Annotated in this window: 17 protein-coding genes; 12 read left to right on the plus strand and 5 right to left on the minus strand. The window is 72.0% G+C overall.

Annotation, left to right across the window (positions count from 1 at the left end):
- Positions 1-130 precede the first annotated feature (130 nt).
- Entirely contained in the window at positions 131-1,501 is a 1,371-nt protein-coding gene (locus ABZW30_RS27445) for an acyltransferase (RefSeq protein ID WP_355673874.1), read from the minus strand.
- Positions 1,502-1,686: 185 nt separating this feature from the next.
- Between ABZW30_RS27445 and ABZW30_RS27450 the strand changes: the two genes are divergently transcribed.
- Positions 1,687-2,346: a trimeric intracellular cation channel family protein gene (locus ABZW30_RS27450; protein ID WP_355673875.1), complete on the plus strand. Its 660-nt coding sequence runs from the start codon at positions 1,687-1,689 to the stop codon at positions 2,344-2,346.
- Here the strand turns inward: ABZW30_RS27450 and ABZW30_RS27455 are convergent.
- Positions 2,252-3,028, minus strand: coding sequence for an IclR family transcriptional regulator (locus tag ABZW30_RS27455; RefSeq protein ID WP_355673876.1), 777 nt, complete (start codon positions 3,026-3,028; stop codon positions 2,252-2,254). The genes ABZW30_RS27450 and ABZW30_RS27455 overlap by 95 nt on opposite strands.
- Positions 3,029-3,197: 169 nt before the next feature.
- Between ABZW30_RS27455 and ABZW30_RS27460 the strand changes: the two genes are divergently transcribed.
- From ABZW30_RS27460 to ABZW30_RS27470, 3 genes are all read left to right on the plus strand, one after another.
- Positions 3,198-4,379, plus strand: a complete 1,182-nt coding sequence (locus tag ABZW30_RS27460) for a cysteine desulfurase family protein (protein WP_355673877.1) — start codon at positions 3,198-3,200, stop codon at positions 4,377-4,379.
- Positions 4,380-4,430: 51 nt separating this feature from the next.
- Positions 4,431-5,567, plus strand: coding sequence for a tRNA 2-thiouridine(34) synthase MnmA (mnmA, locus tag ABZW30_RS27465; RefSeq protein ID WP_355673878.1), 1,137 nt, complete (start codon positions 4,431-4,433; stop codon positions 5,565-5,567).
- A gap of 135 nt (positions 5,568-5,702) precedes the next feature.
- Positions 5,703-6,890: an alpha/beta hydrolase gene (locus ABZW30_RS27470; RefSeq protein WP_355673879.1), complete on the plus strand. Its 1,188-nt coding sequence runs from the start codon at positions 5,703-5,705 to the stop codon at positions 6,888-6,890.
- 113 nt (positions 6,891-7,003) lie between these two features.
- On the opposite strand, the gene ABZW30_RS27475 is transcribed toward ABZW30_RS27470, so the two are convergent.
- The 3 genes from ABZW30_RS27475 to ABZW30_RS27485 all read right to left on the minus strand — a co-directional run bounded on the left by ABZW30_RS27475 (position 7,004) and on the right by ABZW30_RS27485 (position 9,190).
- Positions 7,004-7,516 carry a hypothetical protein gene (locus tag ABZW30_RS27475; protein WP_355673880.1) on the minus strand — a complete coding sequence of 171 codons (513 nt, stop codon included), beginning with the start codon at positions 7,514-7,516 and terminating at the stop codon, positions 7,004-7,006.
- Complete coding sequence (locus ABZW30_RS27480) at positions 7,513-8,448, minus strand: class I SAM-dependent methyltransferase (RefSeq protein WP_355673881.1); 936 nt, start codon at positions 8,446-8,448, stop codon at positions 7,513-7,515. The genes ABZW30_RS27475 and ABZW30_RS27480 overlap by 4 nt, the downstream gene beginning before the upstream one ends.
- Before the next feature lie 94 nt (positions 8,449-8,542).
- Entirely contained in the window at positions 8,543-9,190 is a 648-nt protein-coding gene (locus ABZW30_RS27485; protein ID WP_355673882.1) for a hypothetical protein, read from the minus strand.
- A gap of 292 nt (positions 9,191-9,482) precedes the next feature.
- Between ABZW30_RS27485 and ABZW30_RS27490 the strand changes: the two genes are divergently transcribed.
- The 8 genes from ABZW30_RS27490 (at position 9,483) to ABZW30_RS27525 (ending at position 18,464) form a co-directional block, all read left to right on the plus strand.
- On the plus strand, positions 9,483-10,007 hold the full coding sequence (locus ABZW30_RS27490; protein WP_355673919.1) for a TIGR00730 family Rossman fold protein: 525 nt from the start codon (positions 9,483-9,485) through the stop codon (positions 10,005-10,007).
- Positions 10,008-10,020: 13 nt separating this feature from the next.
- The gene (locus tag ABZW30_RS27495) at positions 10,021-10,710 is read left to right on the plus strand and encodes an SDR family oxidoreductase (RefSeq protein WP_355673883.1); all 690 of its coding nucleotides are present in this window, start codon (positions 10,021-10,023) and stop codon (positions 10,708-10,710) included.
- Between the two features lie 34 nt (positions 10,711-10,744).
- A complete protein-coding gene (locus ABZW30_RS27500; RefSeq protein ID WP_355673884.1) occupies positions 10,745-11,755 on the plus strand; it encodes a methionine synthase in 1,011 nt (336 codons plus the stop codon).
- Positions 11,756-11,774: 19 nt separating this feature from the next.
- Positions 11,775-14,063, plus strand: a complete 2,289-nt coding sequence (gene ligA, locus ABZW30_RS27505; protein WP_355673885.1) for an NAD-dependent DNA ligase LigA — start codon at positions 11,775-11,777, stop codon at positions 14,061-14,063.
- A gap of 322 nt (positions 14,064-14,385) precedes the next feature.
- Positions 14,386-16,200, plus strand: coding sequence for a bifunctional diguanylate cyclase/phosphodiesterase (locus ABZW30_RS27510; RefSeq protein ID WP_355673886.1), 1,815 nt, complete (start codon positions 14,386-14,388; stop codon positions 16,198-16,200).
- Between the two features lie 196 nt (positions 16,201-16,396).
- Positions 16,397-16,693, plus strand: coding sequence for an Asp-tRNA(Asn)/Glu-tRNA(Gln) amidotransferase subunit GatC (gene gatC / locus ABZW30_RS27515; protein ID WP_030057414.1), 297 nt, complete (start codon positions 16,397-16,399; stop codon positions 16,691-16,693).
- Positions 16,694-16,698: 5 nt separating this feature from the next.
- Positions 16,699-18,207: an Asp-tRNA(Asn)/Glu-tRNA(Gln) amidotransferase subunit GatA gene (gatA, locus tag ABZW30_RS27520; RefSeq protein WP_355673887.1), complete on the plus strand. Its 1,509-nt coding sequence runs from the start codon at positions 16,699-16,701 to the stop codon at positions 18,205-18,207.
- Positions 18,204-18,464 carry a hypothetical protein gene (locus ABZW30_RS27525; protein ID WP_355673888.1) on the plus strand — a complete coding sequence of 87 codons (261 nt, stop codon included), beginning with the start codon at positions 18,204-18,206 and terminating at the stop codon, positions 18,462-18,464. The genes gatA and ABZW30_RS27525 overlap by 4 nt, the downstream gene beginning before the upstream one ends.
- Positions 18,465-18,529 lie beyond the last annotated feature (65 nt).

Consider the following 18,529-nt stretch of genomic DNA (forward strand, 5'->3'; position numbering starts at 1 on the left):
CCGAGCAGGGCGAGGGGAACGACTAGGCACAGCCCCGAGCTTGAAAAGGCCGCCCGCCCCGTTCCGGGGCGGGCGGCCTTTTCGTCGTGGCGCCCAGCGCGGGCGATTGCCAGGGGGTGAGTCCCCTACGTCAGCTGCGGCCGGTCGGGACGGGCTCCGCCTCCCGGGCAGGGGCGGCCGGCTGCGGCTGGTGCGTGACCAGGTCGGCCGGGAAGCGGCGGTTCAGCGCCTTGATCGCCTTGCGGCCGAGGTTCTGGAACGGGATCTCGATCAGGCGGTAGCTGAGGTAGCTGATCACCAGCAGGGCGGCCATGAAGACGAAGAAGTACACGCTGCGGTCCTGCCAGGAGGTGAGGGGCGGGTGGCCCTCCAGCTTCCAGTTCATGAAGTGGATGATCGGGTTGTGCAGCAGGTACACCGAGTAGCTGATCGATCCCAGCCAGGACAGCCAGCGCGGGAAGCGGCGGTGGCGCAGCAGCATGCCGATCGCGAAGACGACCCAGGCGGCCAGGTAGGCGTAGGAGAACGACTTCCAGGTCTCGGTCCAGGTCCGCCACAGGGCCTGGTCGCGGTTGTACATGTAGCCGGACGCGACACCCGCCGTGAGCACGAAGGCGCAGCACAGGAGCGCTGGGAGTCGCTCGATCTGTCCGTGCTCCAGTCGGTACAGCACGGTGCCGGCGAACATCGTGGCGAAGATCATCAGGGTCTCGAAGGCGGTGGACCGGCTGTTCAGCAGGATCAGCACCAGGCCGAGGCCACCCAGCATCACACCGCCCCGACGGGCGAGATCCGCCCTGCCGGTGAAGATGCACACCATCGCGGTGACCACGATGATCGCGGCGGCCAGCACCAGGTGCCGGTTGGCCGGCAGACCGCCGGCCGTGAGCGTGCCGAGCGGCAGCCAAGCGCCCAGCACCAGCGCGGCGGCCCCGAAGCCCATCGCGATCGGGGCGCTCTGCTTGTGCCGGCCGGTGACGAACAGGGCCGTCACGAAGAAGTAGAAGATCATCTCGTAGGAGAGCGTCCACATGACCCCGATGACGTTCGGGACGCCCATCAGGTCCTGGAACATCAGGCCGTTGCCCGCCAGCGAGAGCAGCGGGTGGTCGAACGCGAAGCCCTGGATCACCGAGTGGTTGCGGGGCAGGAGCACCAGGCTCAGCACCACGGTGGCGATCACCACCGGGTAGATCCGGAAGTACCGGCCCGCCCAGAACGAGCGCACGTCCCCGCGCCGCTCCAGCGAGGCCGGGATGATGTACCCGCTGACCAGGAAGAACAGCATGACCCCGAAGATGCCCGGGTCCCCCAGGTTTCGGGGCTCCTTGTCGATGTGGAGCCAGTAGAACGGCAGCGCGAGGTGGTAGATCGCCACCGAGAGGGCGGCTATGCCGCGCAGGGCGTCGAGCCAGCCGAGCCTCGACGAGGCGGCAGCGGCCTTGGTTCCGGCTCCTGGGGCGCCCGAGCTGCGCTTGGTTGCACGTTCGATGAGCTTCACAGGCAGGAGGCTAGCGGAACGCGCGGGCACGGGTCCGGGGCGGGCGCCAGGAGGGCGATCGGAGGCGACGTCGTGCGCGTCCGGCGGGTGTGCGTGAAGCACCGCGGAAGCCCGTCCGCGAGACATTCTTGTCCGAATTGTGACCATATTCCGGGTGTGTGGGGCTCATCGGGTACACATGGACGGTGAGTTCGCAGATCTTCCCCTCCGACGTGCAGCAGTCGCTGGACCTCGTCGGCATATTCGTCTTCGCGCTCTCCGGAGCGCTGCTCGCCGTCCGCAAGAACATGGACATCTTCGGGATCTGTGTGCTGGCCGAGGTCACGGCCCTCGGCGGCGGGGTGATGCGCGACCTGGTGATCGGCGCGACGCCGGTGGCCGCCTTCACCAACCTCGGCTACTTCCTCACCCCGCTGGCCGCCGGTCTGGTGGTGTTCTTCCTGCACCCGGAGGTCGAGCGGATCAACCGGGCGGTGCAGACCCTGGACGCCCTCGGCCTCGGGCTGTTCTGCGTCACCGGCACCGCCAAGGCGCACGACTACGGCCTGGGCGCGGTCGCGGCGATCGCGCTCGGCATGGTGACCGCGGCCGGCGGTGGGGTGATCCGCGACGTGCTGGCCGGGGAGATCCCCTCGCTGCTGCGCTGGGACCGGGAGATCTACGCCGTCCCGGCCCTGGTCGGCGCCGCCCTGGTGGCCGTGCTGATCGGCGCGAACCGGCTCACCGGAGTCACCGGCACCGCCGCCGCGCTCACCGCCTTCGGGCTGCGGATGCTCGCCCTGAAGTACGGCTGGCGCGCCCCGCGGGCCTGGCACCGCAACGGTTCTCGCACCAGCGAGGAGTAGGCGAGCCGCCGTACGCGAGCGAGATCGCCTCGGCCGTGCAGAGCAACTCCGGCAGCATCCGGGCCAGTTCGGCGGGCGGTACCCGGCTAGCCGGGGCGCTCAGCGCGCAGGCCGCGACCGTCCGGCCGCCGCTGCCCGCGACCGGCGCGGCCACGCAGGTCACCGGCTCCCGGTGCTCGGCCGATTCGGCCGCCCAGCCGCGCAGGCGCACCGCCGCCAGCTCGGGCGGCAGCTCCTCCTCGCGGGCGCCGTCCTCCGGCAGCCCGGCGAGCAGCACCCGGCCGACCGCCGTCCCGGTGACCGGTGCCCGGCGTCCGATCCGGGGCGGGCGGGCCGCCCAGGGCCCGGCCACCTCGTCCAGGTAGAGCACCTCGCCGTCGTGCAGCACGGCCAGTTGGACGGTGTAGCCGCAGCGCGCGTTGAGCGCGGCCAGGTAGGGCGCGGCCACCTGCCGGACGTCGAAGTCCTCCAGCGCGCGGTGGGCCAGCGAGAGCACCCGGCCGCCGATCCGGTAGCGCCGGTCGGGCTGGCGCCGGACGAAACCGTGCTCCTCCAGGGTGCGCAGCAGCCGCAGCGCGGTGGACTTGTGCACCCCGAGGCTGCTCGCGGCCTGCTCCAGTGAGAGCGGTCCGTCGCCGAGCGAGCCGAGCAGGGTCAGTGCGCGGTCGACCGACTGCGACATGACGCCCCCTGGAACTCGCTTGCGAAGTGTCCGTCAGGCTAACCGCTGGGCGGCGCAGTGGTACAAACCAGTCCTGGACACCGCGGTTCGGCCGACACGCCCTCCGGTGGCCGGATCGGTGCGCAGGCCTGGATCACGGCACCGGGGCGCCCTCTACAATCGGATGGTTATGCCATACCTGGACCATGCGGCGACCACGCCGATGCTGCCCGAGGCGATCGCCGCGATGTCGGCGCACCTGGGGGTGGTCGGCAACGCCTCGTCCCTGCACGCGGCCGGCCGCCGGGCCCGCCGGGTGGTCGAGGAGGCCCGCGAATCGCTGGCCGAGTCGCTGGGTGCCCGCCCGAGTGAGATCGTGCTCACCGGCGGCGGCACCGAGTCCGACAACCTGGCCGTCAAGGGCCTGTACTGGGCCCGCCGGGACACCGATCCGGCCCGCACCCGGGTGCTGTGCAGCCCGGTCGAGCACCATGCGGTGCTGGACGCGGTGCACTGGCTCTCCGAGCACGAGGGCGCCGACGTCGAGTACCTGCCGGTCGACCCGCTGGGCCGGGTGCACCCCGAGGCCCTGCGCGCGGTGATCGAGCGGGATCCGGCCTCGGTCGCGCTGGTCACCGTGATGTGGGCCAACAACGAGGTCGGCACCGTCCAGCCGGTGCGCGAACTCGCCGCGGTGGCCGCCGAGTACGGCATCCCGATGCACGCCGACGCGGTGCAGGCGCTCGGTCAGGTCCCGATCTCCTTCGCCGAGTCGGGGCTCACCGCGCTCACCGTCACCGGGCACAAGATCGGCGGCCCGTTCGGCATCGGCGCGCTGCTGCTCTCCCGCGGCGCCACGCCCGTCCCGCTGCTGCACGGCGGCGGGCAGGAGCGCGACGTGCGCTCCGGCACCCTGGACGCCCCCGCCTCCGCCGGCTTCGCGGCCGCCGCGGCCTGGGCCGTCGAGCACCGGGCCGAGCACGCGGTCACCCTGGGCGCGCTGCGCGACGAGCTGGTGGCAGGGGTGCTGGCCGCCGTGTCGGACGCGGTGCTCAACGGCGACCCGTCCGCCGAGGGCCGACTGCCCGCCAACGCCCACTTCTCCTTCCCCGGGTGCGAGGGCGACGCGCTGCTGATGCTGCTGGACGCCCAGGGCATCGAGTGCTCCACCGGCTCGGCCTGCTCGGCCGGGGTGCCGCAGCCCAGCCACGTGCTGCTGGCGATGGGCGTGGACCCACTGCTGGCGCGCGCCTCGCTGCGGTTCTCGCTCGGCCACACCTCGGTGCGCGAGGACGTCACGGCGCTGATCGAGGCGCTCGCCCCGGCCGTCCAGCGGGCGCGGAACGCGGGCCTGGCGTCGGTCCGGCGGTAGGTCCTGTGCGGGGCCGGGCATGTTCGACGGCCCCGTACTCTTGTATCCACCATGACTGACTTCCCGGGTGCCCCGACCGCTCCGTCCACCGGCCGCCTGCGCGTACTCGCGGCGATGTCCGGCGGAGTCGACTCCGCCGTCGCCGCCGCCCGCGCCGTCGAAGCGGGCCACGAGGTGACCGGCGTCCACCTGGCGCTGTCCGCGAACCCGCAGTCCTTCCGTACGGGCGCGCGCGGCTGCTGCACCATCGAGGACTCCCGGGACGCCTGGCGGGCCGCCGATGTGATCGGCATCCCCTTCTACGTCTGGGACCTCGCCGAGCGCTTCCGCGAGGACGTGATCGACGACTTCGTCGCCGAGTACGCGGCCGGGCGGACGCCGAATCCGTGCCTGCGCTGCAACGAGAAGATCAAGTTCGCCGCGCTGCTGGACAAGGCGATCGCGCTGGGCTTCGACGCCGTCTGCACCGGCCACTACGCCCGCATCGTCGACCTGCCGGACGGTTCGCGCGAGCTGCACCGGGCGGTGGACGGCGCCAAGGACCAGTCGTACGTGCTGGGCGTGCTCGATGCCGACCAGCTGGCCCACTCGCTCTTCCCGCTCGGTGACACCACCAAGGAGGAGATCCGGGCGGAGGCCGAGCGCCGGGGCCTGGCCGTGGCCAAGAAGCCCGACAGCCACGACATCTGCTTCATCGCCGACGGCGACACCCAGGGTTTCCTGGCCAAGCACCTCGGCACCGCCACCGGCGACATCCTCGACGTCGACGGCACCAAACTCGGCGAGCACGACGGCGCCTACGGCTTCACCATCGGCCAGCGCAAGGGCCTGCGCATCGGCCGTCCGGCCGCCGACGGCAAGCCGCGGTACGTGCTGGACATCTCGCCGGTGAACAACACCGTCACCGTCGGCCCGGTCGAGGGCCTCGACGTCACGGCGCTGACCGCCATCCGCCCCCGCTGGTGCGGCACCGAGCCCCTGACCGAGGGCCGCTACACCGCCCAGCTCCGCGCCCACGGCGAGGAGGTGCCCGTCTCCGCCTCGGTGGTCGACGACACCCTCCACGTCCGCCTCGACACCCCGGCCCGCGGCATCGCCCCCGGCCAGGCGGTCGTGCTGTACGACGGCACCCGCGTCATCGGCTCCGCCACCATCGCCACCACCGAGCGCCCGGCGGTCCACGCCTGAGCGAGTCCGGGCCCGCCCGCGCCAGGGGTGTCATCCGGATGGATGACACCCCTGAATCGCGGGGATGACCACGGCCGGACAGTGCATCCGTAGGGCTGATTCGGCGGTCCGGGCCACGAACCTAGCCTCAAGGCCATGACCCGAACCCGCCGCATCGCGGCCATCGCCGCCCTCGTTCTCGCCCTGCCCCTCCCGATGGCCGGGGCCGCGATGGCCTCGTCGTCGCCGTCCGCCACCGTGTCCGCAGCCGTCGCCCATGCCTCGACCCCGGCCGCCTTCCACGGCGAGCTGCCCCGCCCGACCGGGCAGTACGCGGCCGGTGAGGAGGTGCTGCACCTGACCGATGAGGGCCGTACCGACCCCTGGGTACCCTCGGCCGGGCCGCGGCAGCTGGCGGTGTCGATGTTCTACCCGGCTCGGCAGGACACCGGCGAGCCCGCTCCGTACATGAGCCTCGGCGAAGCGCAGGGTTTCGTGGCGACGCGGGTCCCACCGGGTACCGGAGTCCAGCCGCAGGACCTCGCGGACACCAGGACCTACGCCTACACCGATGCCAAGGCCGCAGGCGGGAAGTTCCCGCTGGTGGTCCTCTCCCCGGGCTTCGAGAACCCCCGCGCCACGCTGACCGGCCTGGCGACCGAACTGGCCGGCCACGGCTACGTCGTGGCCCTGGTCGGTCACACCTACGAGGACTCCGGCGAGACGCTCGCCGACGGCAGCACCCCGGGATGCACGCTGTGCGCGAGCGGCGCACCGGACAGCCTCCCCGACAGCCGGGCGAAGGACGTGTCGTTCGTCCTGGACCGGCTGACCGGGCACCACCCGGCCTGGCGCCTGGCGCACCTCATCGACCGCGACCGCATCGGCATGGCCGGGCACTCGATCGGCGGCGCGTCAGCGCTGACGGCGATGGCCGAGGACCGGCGCATCCTGGCCGGGGTGAACATGGACGGAACGTTCTGGCCGCCGATTCCGACGGACACGCTCAAGGGACGCGCGTTCCTCCTGCTCGGGAAGGAGAGCAACCACGCCGCCGGCGGCGGGGACACGTCATGGGGGCAGACCTGGGCCGGTTGGGAGGGCTACAAGCCCTGGCTGGCCGTCGCCGGCACCAACCACGCCAGCTTCACGGACGTCCCGGTCCTGGCCGCCGAGGCCGGCCTGCCGCTCCCCCCGGGGACGACCACCTCGCCTGAGCGCGGGATGCAGCTGACCCGGGAGTACGTCGGGGCCTTCTTCGACCGGACCCTGAAGGGGATCCACCAGCCCCTGCTCGACGGCCCGTCGGCGGCGAACCCGGAGGTGCTCTTCCAACACGCGTGATCGTCTCGCGGCCCGGCCGTCCGATGCGGACGGCCGGGCTCGTGCAGGGCCGTGGAACGGGGTTGTCCGGGGCGTGCGGCCAAGTGTGGTCGGCCCGCCCGGCGAGCGGGTCCTCACTGCACGTGGCGGTACCAGCGGCGGTGCACCAGGGGTTCGACGCACAGCATGGCGGCGCCCGCGACCGCGCCGACCAGCAGGCCGGACGCGCCGCCGCCGCCCAGGAGCGCGCCGAGGCAGGCGACGGCGACGGCGAGCGGGCGCAGCAGGGTGAGCGGGCCGAGGCCGATGACCATCGCGAGCGTGCTGGCCCGGAACGGCAGGGCGAAGTAGGCGGCGAGTGAGAGCAGCACGGCGGCGGCGTAGGGGGTGAGCGGGAGCAGGTATCCGGTCCCGCCGCCGGCCAGGGTGGCGTAGGCGTGGGCCCGGTCGGTTGCCGTCAGCAGCAGAAGGGCGGCGGTCAGCGCTGGGGCGAGCAGCAGGACGGCCCCGACGGCCAGCCCGCGCAGGGCGGCTCGGACGGCGGCCCGGTGTTTGCGGATGCGCGCGTCGCGGCCGGCGTAGGCGCGGAAGCCGCTGCACGTCGCGTCGACCAGGCCGAGGAACGCGAGGGGTACGGCGGGCGTCATCGGGTGGCCCCGGCGAGGTGTTCCGGGCCGACCAGGCGGCGGGCGGCCCGACCGAGGGCCCGGCGCAGTGGCGCCTCCAACGGTGGGCGCACTCCGATGACCGGGCGCAGTGTGGTGCAGAACGGGTTCGACAAACCGCGCGGCTCGTACACCAGCGCGCGCATCCCGGGTGCGGCGGCGGCATGCAGGAGCACCTCGTCGCTGTGCGCGCGCAGCGCGGAGACGAAGCCGTCGTGGCGGCCGAGCGGATGGCGCATCCGGGCGAGGTGGAAGATCCAGGCACCGACGGGCGCGAGTCGCGTCGCGGCGATGTCGAAGTGGCAGAAGGCGAGCGCCGGTGAGGCGGCCTGGGCCTGGAAGAACTCGGCCAGGGCCTCGGCGCGGAAGTGGTGCAGCACACCGGTGGAGATGTAGACGGTCGCGGACTCCGGCAGTTCGAAGGCGTTTCCGTGCACGAAGCGGCAGTTGAGTCCCTCCGCCCGGGCGAGGCGATCGGCCTCGCCGACCAGTGCGGCGTTGAGATCGACCCCGACCAGTTCGACGTCGGGGCCGAGGGCGTCGGTGGCGGCGAGCCAGCGGACCAGGTAGCCGAGGCCGCACCCGATGTCGACCAGGCGGTACGGCCCGGGCTGCCCGGTGGTCGTCCGGATCGCGGTGAAGAGCGGGTTGAGCACGTGGACCAGGCGTTCGCCGATGCGCAGTTCCTCGCTCAGCTGCTGGAGCTCGGTGTGCACGCTGATGAGCAGGCCGTCCACGGCGTGGGGGTCGAGCACGCCGTCACGGTCGGTCGGCAGCCCGGCGACGATCCGGGCGGCGCGTTCGTCACCGCCCTCGCGCAACTGCCGGACCACGTCGGCGCGCCGGACCGGGAGTCGTCGGCCGTCGTGCGGATCCACCGCCGTGATCAGGTCGGATATCTCAAGGTGACGCACGCGCAGCACCTTAGGGCCTGCCGGTTCCCCGTGGACGCCCCAGGGGTGCCGGGTTCCTCGCCCGGCACCCCCGGGGCGGTTCGGGGCGGGGCGGTTACGGGTTGAGCCGCTCGGCCATGAGCTGCGGGAAGACCTTGCCCCCGGCGCCATTGGTGAGGAGCACCGAGTTGGCGTTGCTTCCGGTGGTCTGGAAGGCGTCGAGCTCGATCACGTCACCGACCTTCAGGTCGACGATCGTCGAGGTGTCCTCGGTAGTGTCGTTGGGGTTATCGGCGCCCTTTTCGGTCTCGGAGACGAGAACGCCGTTGACCAGGATTTCGAGATCACGGACGGCGTCGGCGTTCGGGAGGAAGCCCCAGAAGAGCTTCCCCTGGAGGTAGTAGCGCCCGGGCGTGTGGACCACGAGGGTCGAGTTCGCCGAGTTGAACATCGCGTCCGTGTCGAACTCGGCCTGGGTGAAGGTGATCTTGGTGGTGGTGTTCGTCGGGATGACCTGCGGGCTGGTGGCGACGATCTTCGCGCCGACGTCGACCTTGCAGTGTTCCTTCCCGTCCGGCCCGGAGGGGTCGGCAGCCGGAGCGGGCGCCGTGGTGCCCTGCGCGATCCATGTGCAGGGCGCTCCGCCGGATACCGCATGGTCCACCGGAGCGCTCGCCTGAGCCGCGCCTGCGGTGACCAGCACGGCCAACCCGGTTGCCGCGAGAAGAGCGGGAATCCGTCGACGCATCGTGATGCCAGCCATATCGTGCATGTCCTTTCAGTGAAGCCGACAGGGGAAGCCCCGTGTCACCGTTTCCGCACGGTGACCGACAGGGCGTCAAGGACATGACTAGTCCGCCGCGGGGGAGTCCGCCATCGAGCGTTCGCCGCTCCGCTCACCCGGCCGGAGGACTTCCCGGAGCTCGGCCCGGTACGTCTGACCTGGGGATTGAGCGACGGCGCGGTCCGGATGCCGCACTTCGCAAGTACGTACGACGGGTGGCGGCCAAACCGGGTGAGTGAGGGCGGTGGGCCGTGATAGACCAATGAGCACTATGAATATCTGCGTCTTCTGCTCCGCGTACTCGCTCGACGACCGTTACTCCGCCCCCGCCGCCGAGTTCGCCCGACTCCTCGGGGAGGGCGGGCACACCCTGGTGTGGGGCGGCTCGAACGCCGGGCTGATGGGTCTGCTGGCCGACGAGGTGAAGGCGGCGGGCGGCCGACTGGTCGGCGTGCTGGTCGAGATGCTGAAGCACAAGGGCTACGTCGGGGCCGACGAGCTCGTCATGACCGCCGATCTGGCCGAGCGGAAGCGGGAGTTGGCCGCCCGCGCGGACGCCGTCGTGGTGCTGGTCGGCGGGTTGGGGACCATGGACGAGGTCACCGAGGTGCTGGAGCTCAAGAAGCACGGGATCTTCGACAAGCCGGTGGTCGTCCTGGACACCGAGGGCTTCTACTCGGGCCTGCGCACCCAGCTGGAGCGGATGGACGCCGAGGGCTTCCTGCCGCGGCCGCTCTCCGAGCTGATCAGCTTCGCCGACACGCCCGCCGAGGTGTTTGTGCAGCTCAAGGCCTGAGAGGATCGGGGGCATGGCTGCACATCTGATCACCGGCGCCGGTTCCGGCATCGGCGCCGTCCTGACCGAGAAGCTCGCCGAGCGGGGCGACGAGCTCTGGCTGCTGGCGCGCGACGCCCGTCGCGCCGCCGAGCTGCGGGAGCGCTTCCCCGGGGCGAGGACCCTGGTCGGCGACCTGGGTGACCCGGCGAAGCTGTCCTGGGCCTTCGGGCACCAGCAACTGCCCGTCACGCTGGACTCGCTGCTGCACGTCGCGGGTGTGGTCGAGCTCGGGCCGGTCGGCGATCTGCCGGTGAAGGCCTGGCAGGAGACGCTCAACGTCAACCTGGTCGGCCCCGCCGAGCTGACCCGACTGATGCTGCCCTCGCTCCGGCAGGCCAAGGGCCACGTGGTCTTCGTCAACTCCGGGGCGGGCCTCAACGCCCACGCCGAGTGGTCGGCGTACGCGGCCAGCAAGCACGGCCTCAAGGCGCTCGCCGACGCCCTGCGCCAGGAGGAGCACGCGGGCGGCGTCCGGGTCACCTCGGTCTACCCCGGCCGCACCGCCACCCCGATGCAGGCCAAGGTGCACCAGCAGGAGGGCAAGGACTACGACGCCGGCCGCTGGATCGAGCCCGAATCCGTCGCCAAGGCGCTCCTCGCCGCCCTGGACGCCTCCCGGGACGCCGAGATCACCGACATCAGCGTTCGTCCGGGGCGCTGAATCGGAAGCGGCGCCGCGCACTAGGCTCGGACGGGTGAGCACCCCACACGCCTTCCCCGACCTGCGCGGCGCCGCCACCGGCATCGGCTCGCTGCCCGGCACCGACGCCCGCGAGGCTGCCAAGACCTCCACCGGGGCGCTGGAGCACCTGCCGTTCCTGCCCGAGCTGCCCGCGCGCGGCCCGGGCGCCGACATGATCGGCCGCAGCGCCGGCCTGTTGGTCGAGCTGTTCGCGCAGACCGAGCCCAGCGGCTGGCGCTTCTCCGACCGCCCCGGCCGGGACACCCGGCGCGCCCACTCCTGGCTCGGCGAGGACCTGGACGCGCTGGAGGAGTTCACCCAGGGCTACCAGGGCGCGCTCAAGGTCCAGGCCGTCGGCCCGTGGACCCTGGCGGCGAGCATCGAGCTCAAGCACGGCGAGAAGGCGCTCTCCGACCACGGCGCCTGCCGGGACATCGCCGGCTCGCTCACCGAGGGACTGCGCCGCCACCTCGCGGAGGTCCGCAAGCGCGTCCCCGGTGCGCAACCGGTCCTCCAGCTCGACGAGCCCTCGCTGCCCGCCGTCCTCGCGGGCAACGTGAAGACCGCCAGCGGCTTCCAGCGGCTGCGCGCCGTCGACCGGCAGATCGCCGAGGAGGTGCTGCGGGAGCTGATCCGCGGCCTGGACGCGCCCGTGGTCGTGCACAGCTGCGCCCCGGACGTCCCGATCCCGCTGCTGCGCCGCGCCGGAGTCGCCGGCATCTCGCTGGACTTCTCGCTGCTGACCGAGCGCTCGGACGACGACCTGGGCGAGGCCGTCGAGGAGGGCACGGTGATCCTCGCGGGTGTCGTCCCCTCCACTGACCAGGCGGTGTCGGACCCGGCCGGTAGTGTCCAGGGTGTCAGGACCTTGTGGCGCAGGCTCGGGTTCGCCCCGGAGCTGCTGGGCCGTCGCGTGCTGGTGACGCCGACCTGCGGGCTGGCCGGGGCCTCCCCGGGGTACGCGCGCAAGGCGCTGTCGCTCGCCGAGCGGGCGGCGCGGAGCCTGGTGGACAACCCGGAATGAGAACGTAGGAGGGCTTGCGGTGACGGCTGTCGAGGGCTGGGAGGACGTCCCGGCGGAGGTGCGCAGGCGGCACGCCGAGCTGGCGGGGGAGATCACCGACCACCGCGCCCGGTACTACGAGCAGGACGCGCCGATCGTCAGCGACGCCGAGTTCGACGGGCTGATGCGCGAGCTGGAGGCGATCGAGGCCGAGCACCCGGCCCTGATCACCCCGGACTCGCCGACGCAGAAGGTCGGTGGCGACGTCGCCGAGGGCTTCACCAAGGTCGAGCACCGCGAGCGGCTGCTCAGCCTCGACAACGCGATGGACGACGACGAGCTCGCCGCTTGGGCCGAGCGGGTGGCCCGTGAGCTGGCGGGCATCGACTACCACTTCCTGTGCGAACTCAAGGTGGACGGCCTGGCCGTCAACCTCACGTACGAGAAGGGCGAGTTGGTGCTCGCCGCGACCCGCGGCACCGGCCGGGTCGGCGAGGACATCACCGCCAACGTCCGCACCATCAAGGAGATCCCGCACCGGCTCAAGGGTGACGACGTCCCCGAGCTGGTCGAGATCCGCGGCGAGGTGTACCTCCCGACCGAGGCCTTCGAGGAGCTGAACGCCTCGCTCGCGGCGGAGAACGAGCGCCGCAAGACGGAGAACGAGGCACGCGCCAAGGAGGGCAAGCGCCCGCAGGCCCTCGTCAAGCTGTTCGCCAACCCCCGTAACGCCGCCGCCGGTTCGCTGCGCCAGAAGGACTCGCACGTCACCGCCTCCCGCCCGCTGCACATGGTGGTGCACGGCATCGGCGCCCGGGTCGGCTTCGACATCGACTGCCAGTCGCACGCCTACGACCTGCTGCGCGAGTGGGGCCTGCCGACCGCCCGGCACAACAAGGTGGTCAAGACCCTCGACGACGTGCGGGCGTTCATCAAGCACTTCGGGGAGCAGCGGCACTCGGTCGAGCACGAGATCGACGGCGTGGTCGTCAAGGTCGACGAGATCGCCCTGCAGGGCCGGCTCGGCTCCACCTCCAAGTCCCCGCGCTGGGCGATCGCCTGGAAGTACCCGCCGGAGGAGGTCACCGGCAAGCTGGCCGAGATCAAGGTCGGCATCGGCCGCACCGGCCGGGCCACCCCGTACGCGGTGCTGGCCGAGCCGGTGAAGGTGGCCGGCTCGATGGTCCAGTACGCGACGCTGCACAACCAGGAGGTCGTCAAGGCGAAGGGCGTGCTGCTCGGTGACACCATCGTGCTGCGCAAGGCCGGTGACGTGATCCCGGAGATCCTCGGGCCGGTGGAGGACCTGCGGGACGGCACCGAGCAGGAGTTCGTGATGCCCTCGCACTGCCACGAGTGCGGTGCCGAGCTGCGTCCGATGTCCGAGGGCGACATCGACCTGCGCTGCCCCAACGCCCAGTTCTGCCCGGCGCAGATCCGTGAGCGGATCGCCTTCCTGGGCGGTCGCTCATCGCTGGACATCGACGGCCTCGGCTACGTCGCGGCCACCGCGCTGACCCAGCCGCTGGAGCCGACCGAGGCGCCGGTGAAGGACGAGGGCGACATCTTCGGGCTGACGATGGAGCAGCTGCTGCCGATCAAGGTGCTGGTGCGCGACCAGAAGACGGGCATGCCCAAGCTGGACGACCGCACCGGCAAGGAGAAGGAGGCCACCTTCTTCGCCAACCAGAAGGGCGATCCGAAGAAGACCGCCAGCGTGCTGCTGGAGAACCTGGAGAAGGTGAAGGACCGCCCGCTCTGGCGGTTCCTCAACGGCCTCTCGATCCGGCACGTGGGCCCGGTCGCGGCGCAGGAGTTGGCCCGCGAGTTCCGCGACCTGGACCGGATCTTCTCGGCCACCGAGGAGGAGCTGGCCGCTGTCGAGGGGGTCGGGCCGATCATCGCCCGGTCCGTGGTCGAGTGGTACCAGGAGGAGTGGCACCGCGGGATCCTGGAGAAGTGGCGGGACGCCGGCGTCCGCTTCGTCGAGGAGTTCGCGGACGAGGAGGAGGCGGAGCGCCCGCTGGAGGGCCTGACCGTCGTCGTCACCGGCACGCTCTCCGGCCACACCCGGGACGGTGCCAAGGAGGCGCTGACCTCGCGCGGAGCGAAGGTGACCGGTTCGGTTTCGAAGAAGACCGATTTTGTGGTGGCCGGTGACAACCCGGGTTCCAAGTACGACAAGGCCGTTCAGCTCGGCCTGCCGGTCCTGGACGACGCGGGCTTCGCCGTGCTGCTCGCCGACGGTCCGTCGGCCGCCCGTGCCCACCTGGGACTTCCGGAGGTGGAGGAGGTCGCCGAGCCGCAGCAGGCGCCCTCCGAGGGCTGATTCGAGGCCGCCCCGAGCGGCCGGCGCCGTGATCCGTGTTGTTATCGTCCTGATGCGGCGTCACCGGGTGTCGTTCAGTGAAAGCGGGCATTGTGTCACTGTGCGACACCCGGGCGCGGTGGCGCGTTTCCGGTTGTCCGAAAGTCTGCCCACCGGGTGGGCCCCGGCATACCCTGGAGCGCAACAGAGTGTCAGCAGGGGTGGGGGCACCGGCTGAGCCGGTGCTCCTCGGGGTCGCTCCATGCCCGGCAGCTGTCGGTACCGGCACGGTGCCTCACCGTAAGGCGGCCTGACGGGGCGGGCCCGACGGAGGACAGGGCTTATGGATCGTACGACCGGCGACGCGCCCACACGCCCGCCGCAGGGGGTGGCGGGTGCGGTCCTGCTGCTCGGCGTGCTGCTGGCCGGAGCCGCGCCGCTCATCCCGCTGGCCGTCCTGGTCTACCGGTACGAACCCGAACTGCTGCCGCTGTTCGCGGTGCCGCTGGCGGTGCTGGTGGCCGCCTGGCGGATCGCCCGGGACCGCGCCCGCGACCAGCTGACCGACCCGCTGACGGACCTGCCCAACCGTCAGGCCCTGCTGCTGGCCGCCCAGGAGGCGATCGCCGAACGCGAGGAGGGCTACAGCGTCGGCCTCATCCTGCTCGATCTCGATCGGTTCCGATCGCTCAACGACACACTAGGACATACGGCTGGTGACCGGCTGCTGGTTCACATCGCCCGCCGACTCCACCGGGCGCTGCGCTCCGGCGGCACGGCCGGCAGCGCCACCCGGGAGTCCATCGACGACGTCTTCGTCGGCCTGCCCCGGCACTACCGGCGCGGCCGCCCGATGGTGGCCCGGATGGGCGGCGACGAGTTCGCCGTGCTGCTGCCCGGCATCAACTGCCCGGACAGCCTGGAGCGGGTCGCCAAGGCGCTGATCGCCGAACTCGCCGCGCCGATCCGGCTGGACGGGCTGCTGCTGGTGCTGGAGGCCAGCGCCGGCGTCTGCGTCTACCCGCAGCACGCCCAGGACGCCGAGTCGCTGCTGCGCCGCGCCGACGTGGCGATGGGCCACGCCCAGCGTGAGTGCAGCGGCGTCGCCCAGTACGACGAGACCCAGGACGCCGACACCCCGTACCGGATCGGCCTGCTCGGGGACCTGCGCCGGGCGCTGGAGGCCGGCGAAGTGCAGCTGCACTACCAGCCGAAGGTGGCCTTCGACGGCCGGGTGGTCGGCCTGGAGGCGTTGCTGCGCTGGGAGCGGCCCGGGCAGGGGAGGGTCTCGCCGGACGAGTTCGTCGGGCTCGCCGAGTCCAGCGGCCTGATGCCCCGGCTCACCGACTACGTGCTGGAGGCGGCGGTCGGCCAGCTCGCCTACTGGCGCGACCTGGGCCTGCAGGTACAGGTCGCGGTCAACGTCTCGCCGCGCGACGTGCTCAACCCCGGCTTCGCCCAGCGTGTCGCCGGGCACCTGGTCCGCCACCAGGTGCCGGCCCACGCGCTCCAGCTGGAGATCACCGAGCGGCTGCTGCTGGACGACTCCCGGCGGGCCGCCGAAACCCTGGCGGAGCTGCGCGGCTACGGCGTCGGGATGTCCCTGGACGACTTCGGCACCGGCCACTCCTCGCTGGTGAGGCTGCGCAGCCTGCCGGTCGGCGAGCTGAAGATCGACCGCTCCTTCGTCTCCCGGATGGTCGCCGACGACCACGACGCGGCGGTGGTGCGCTGCTCGGTGGAGCTCGCCCACTCGCTCGGGCTGACCGTGGTGGCCGAGGGCGTCGAGGACGACGAGACCTGGGAGCGGCTGCACTGCATGGGCGTGGACGCCGTCCAGGGCTGGCTGGTGTCGGCCGCGCTGCCCGCCGAGCAGGCCACCGCCTGGCTGCGGGTGCACCGCACCACCTCCGCCCCGACGGTGGAGCGGCTGGGCGCCCCGCCGCAGCTCCCGTCGATCATCAAGCCGGTCGCCCAGCCGCTCTCCCAGCCCACCGCGCTCCCCCCGGTGCTGCCGCCGACGCTCCCGCCCGTGCTGCCCCCGTCCGTGCTGCCCCCGGCCGTCCGGGCCGTGCCGTGCAGCCAGCCGATGCAGGCCGCGCAGCTGGAGATCAAGGCGTCCGGCACCCAGAGTTGGGCCCGCACCAGGCCCCAGTAGGGCTTCCCCGGGGTGCCGCGCTGCCCGCAGTAATGGGGGGACACCTTTACTCGTTGGCCGGTGGCCGGGCCGGGCCCCATAGGATGGGGTCCAAAGACCACGAGGACGGAGCGCCGAACCCGGCTGCTCCTGCCCGGGCCCGGCGCCGCCGCAGGCATCGCCGGGTCTCACCAGAACTCACCCTGAGGATCGCTGCATGCCTGGCATCACGCGCGAGGAGGTCGCCCACCTCGCCCGGCTGTCGCGTCTTGAGCTGAAGCCCGAAGAGCTGGACCACTTCGCCGAGCAGCTCGACGTGATCATCGGCGCGGTCGCCCGCGTTTCCGAGGTCGCCGGACAGGACGTCCCGCCGACCTCCCACCCGCTGCCGCTGACCAACGTCATGCGCGCGGACGAGGTGCGGCCGTCGCTCACCCCGGAGCAGGCGCTGTCCGGCGCCCCCGCCGCCGAGGAGCAGCGTTTCCGTGTGCCGCAGATCCTCGGGGAGGACTGACCGAGATGACCGACCTGATCCGTACTCCCATCATTAAGTGGAGCGCCGCCGAGACCGCGGCCGCCATCGCCAAGGGCGAGGTCTCCGCCGTCGAGGTCGCCCAGGCGCACCTGGACCGCATCGAGGCCGTCGACAAGAAGGTCAACGCCTTCCTGCACGTCGACACCGAGGGCGCGCTGAACGCCGCCAAGGCCGTCGACGAGAAGCGCGCCAAGGGCGAGGAGCTGGGCCCGCTGGCCGGTGTCCCGCTGGCGCTGAAGGACGTCTTCACCACCAAGGGCATCCCGACCACCTGCGGCTCGAAGATGCTCGAGGGCTGGATCCCGCCGTACGACGCCACCCTGACCAGCCGTCTCAAGGACGCCGGCGTCGTCATCCTCGGCAAGACGAACATGGACGAGTTCGCGATGGGCTCCTCCACCGAGAACTCCGCCTACGGCCCGACCGGCAACCCGTGGGACCTCACCCGCATCCCCGGTGGCTCCGGCGGCGGTTCGGCCGCCGCGCTGGCCGCCTTCGAGGCCCCGCTGGCGATCGGCACCGACACCGGCGGCTCGATCCGCCAGCCCGGGGCCGTCACCGGCACCGTCGGCGTCAAGCCGACCTACGGCTCGGTGTCCCGCTACGGCCTGGTCGCCTTCTCCAGCAGCCTGGACCAGGGCGGTCCCTGTGCCCGCACCGTGCTGGACGCGGCCCTGCTGCACGAGGCCATCGCCGGGCACGACCCGCTGGACTCCACCTCGATCGACGCGCCGGTCCCGGCCGTGGTCGAGGCCGCCAAGATGCGCGACGTCCGCGGCATGCGGATCGGCGTGGTCAAGGAGTTCGCCGGCGAGGGCTACCAGGCCGGCGTGATGCAGCGCTTCAACGAGTCGGTGGAGCTGCTGCGCGAGCTGGGCGCCGAGGTCGTCGAGGTCTCCTGCCCGTCTTTCACCCTGGCGCTGCCGGCCTACTACCTGATCGCGCCGTCGGAGTGCTCCTCCAACCTGGCCCGCTTCGACGCGATGCGCTACGGCCTGCGGGTCGGCGACGACGGCAGCCGCTCGGCCGAGGACGTCACCGCGCTGACCCGCGAGGCCGGCTTCGGCGACGAGGTCAAGCGCCGCATCATCCTGGGCACCTACGCCCTCTCCTCGGGCTACTACGACGCCTACTACGGCTCGGCCCAGAAGGTCCGCACGCTCATCTCGCGGGACTTCGACGCCGCCTTCGCCGGGGTGGACGTGCTGGTCTCGCCGACCACGCCGACCACCGCCTTCCCGATCGGCGAGCGCGCCGACGACCCGATGGCGATGTACCTGGCCGACCTGTGCACGATTCCGTCGAACCTGGCGGGCAATGCGGCGATGTCGCTGCCGGTCGGCCTGGCCCCGGAGGACAATCTCCCGGTCGGCCTGCAGATCATCGCACCTGCGATGGCGGACGACCGCCTGTACCGCGTGGGCGGCGCCGTCGAGGCCGCACTCAACGACAAGTGGGGGCACACCCTGCTGGAGGAGGTACCGGCACTGTGAGCAAGATCGAGAAGGCCAAGGCCCCGGCTGCTTCTTTGAAGGGGTGGAAGCATTCGAAGCCCGGCCTCTGGCTGTCCATCGGCACCAGCGCCTTCGGTGCGATCTCCGTGGTCAAGGACGTCCGCAAGGCCCGCGAGGAGAGCGACACCCTCAAGCTGGTCAACGCCCTGGTCGGCGCCGCCGCACTGATCACCGGCACCGCCCTGCTGGTGCGCGAGCTGCGTCAGCTGGGCTCCGACGACGTGCTGCTGGGCTGAGCTGAGCGCCCCGGCCCGGCCCCGCGCCACGCGGCGGCCGGGCCCGTACCTCCCAAGCTTCAAGT

The sequence above is a fragment of the Kitasatospora sp. NPDC004669 genome (assembly GCF_040609455.1).
GTDB lineage: Bacteria > Actinomycetota > Actinomycetes > Streptomycetales > Streptomycetaceae > Kitasatospora.

What these genes read in the sequence shown, in the direction of transcription:
- ABZW30_RS27455 (WP_355673876.1), bottom strand. Translation starts at nt 3,028, where the DNA reads ATGTCGCAGTCGGTCGACCGCGCACTGACCCTGCTCGGCTCGCTCGGC.
- ABZW30_RS27460 (WP_355673877.1), top strand. Translation starts at nt 3,198, where the DNA reads ATGCCATACCTGGACCATGCGGCGACCACGCCGATGCTGCCCGAGGCG.
- mnmA (WP_355673878.1), top strand. Translation starts at nt 4,431, where the DNA reads ATGACTGACTTCCCGGGTGCCCCGACCGCTCCGTCCACCGGCCGCCTG.
- ABZW30_RS27470 (WP_355673879.1), top strand. Translation starts at nt 5,703, where the DNA reads ATGACCCGAACCCGCCGCATCGCGGCCATCGCCGCCCTCGTTCTCGCC.
- ABZW30_RS27475 (WP_355673880.1), bottom strand. Translation starts at nt 7,516, where the DNA reads ATGACGCCCGCCGTACCCCTCGCGTTCCTCGGCCTGGTCGACGCGACG.
- ABZW30_RS27485 (WP_355673882.1), bottom strand. Translation starts at nt 9,190, where the DNA reads ATGGCTGGCATCACGATGCGTCGACGGATTCCCGCTCTTCTCGCGGCA.
- ABZW30_RS27490 (WP_355673919.1), top strand. Translation starts at nt 9,483, where the DNA reads ATGAATATCTGCGTCTTCTGCTCCGCGTACTCGCTCGACGACCGTTAC.
- ABZW30_RS27495 (WP_355673883.1), top strand. Translation starts at nt 10,021, where the DNA reads ATGGCTGCACATCTGATCACCGGCGCCGGTTCCGGCATCGGCGCCGTC.
- ABZW30_RS27510 (WP_355673886.1), top strand. Translation starts at nt 14,386, where the DNA reads ATGGATCGTACGACCGGCGACGCGCCCACACGCCCGCCGCAGGGGGTG.
- gatC (WP_030057414.1), top strand. Translation starts at nt 16,397, where the DNA reads ATGCCTGGCATCACGCGCGAGGAGGTCGCCCACCTCGCCCGGCTGTCG.
- gatA (WP_355673887.1), top strand. Translation starts at nt 16,699, where the DNA reads ATGACCGACCTGATCCGTACTCCCATCATTAAGTGGAGCGCCGCCGAG.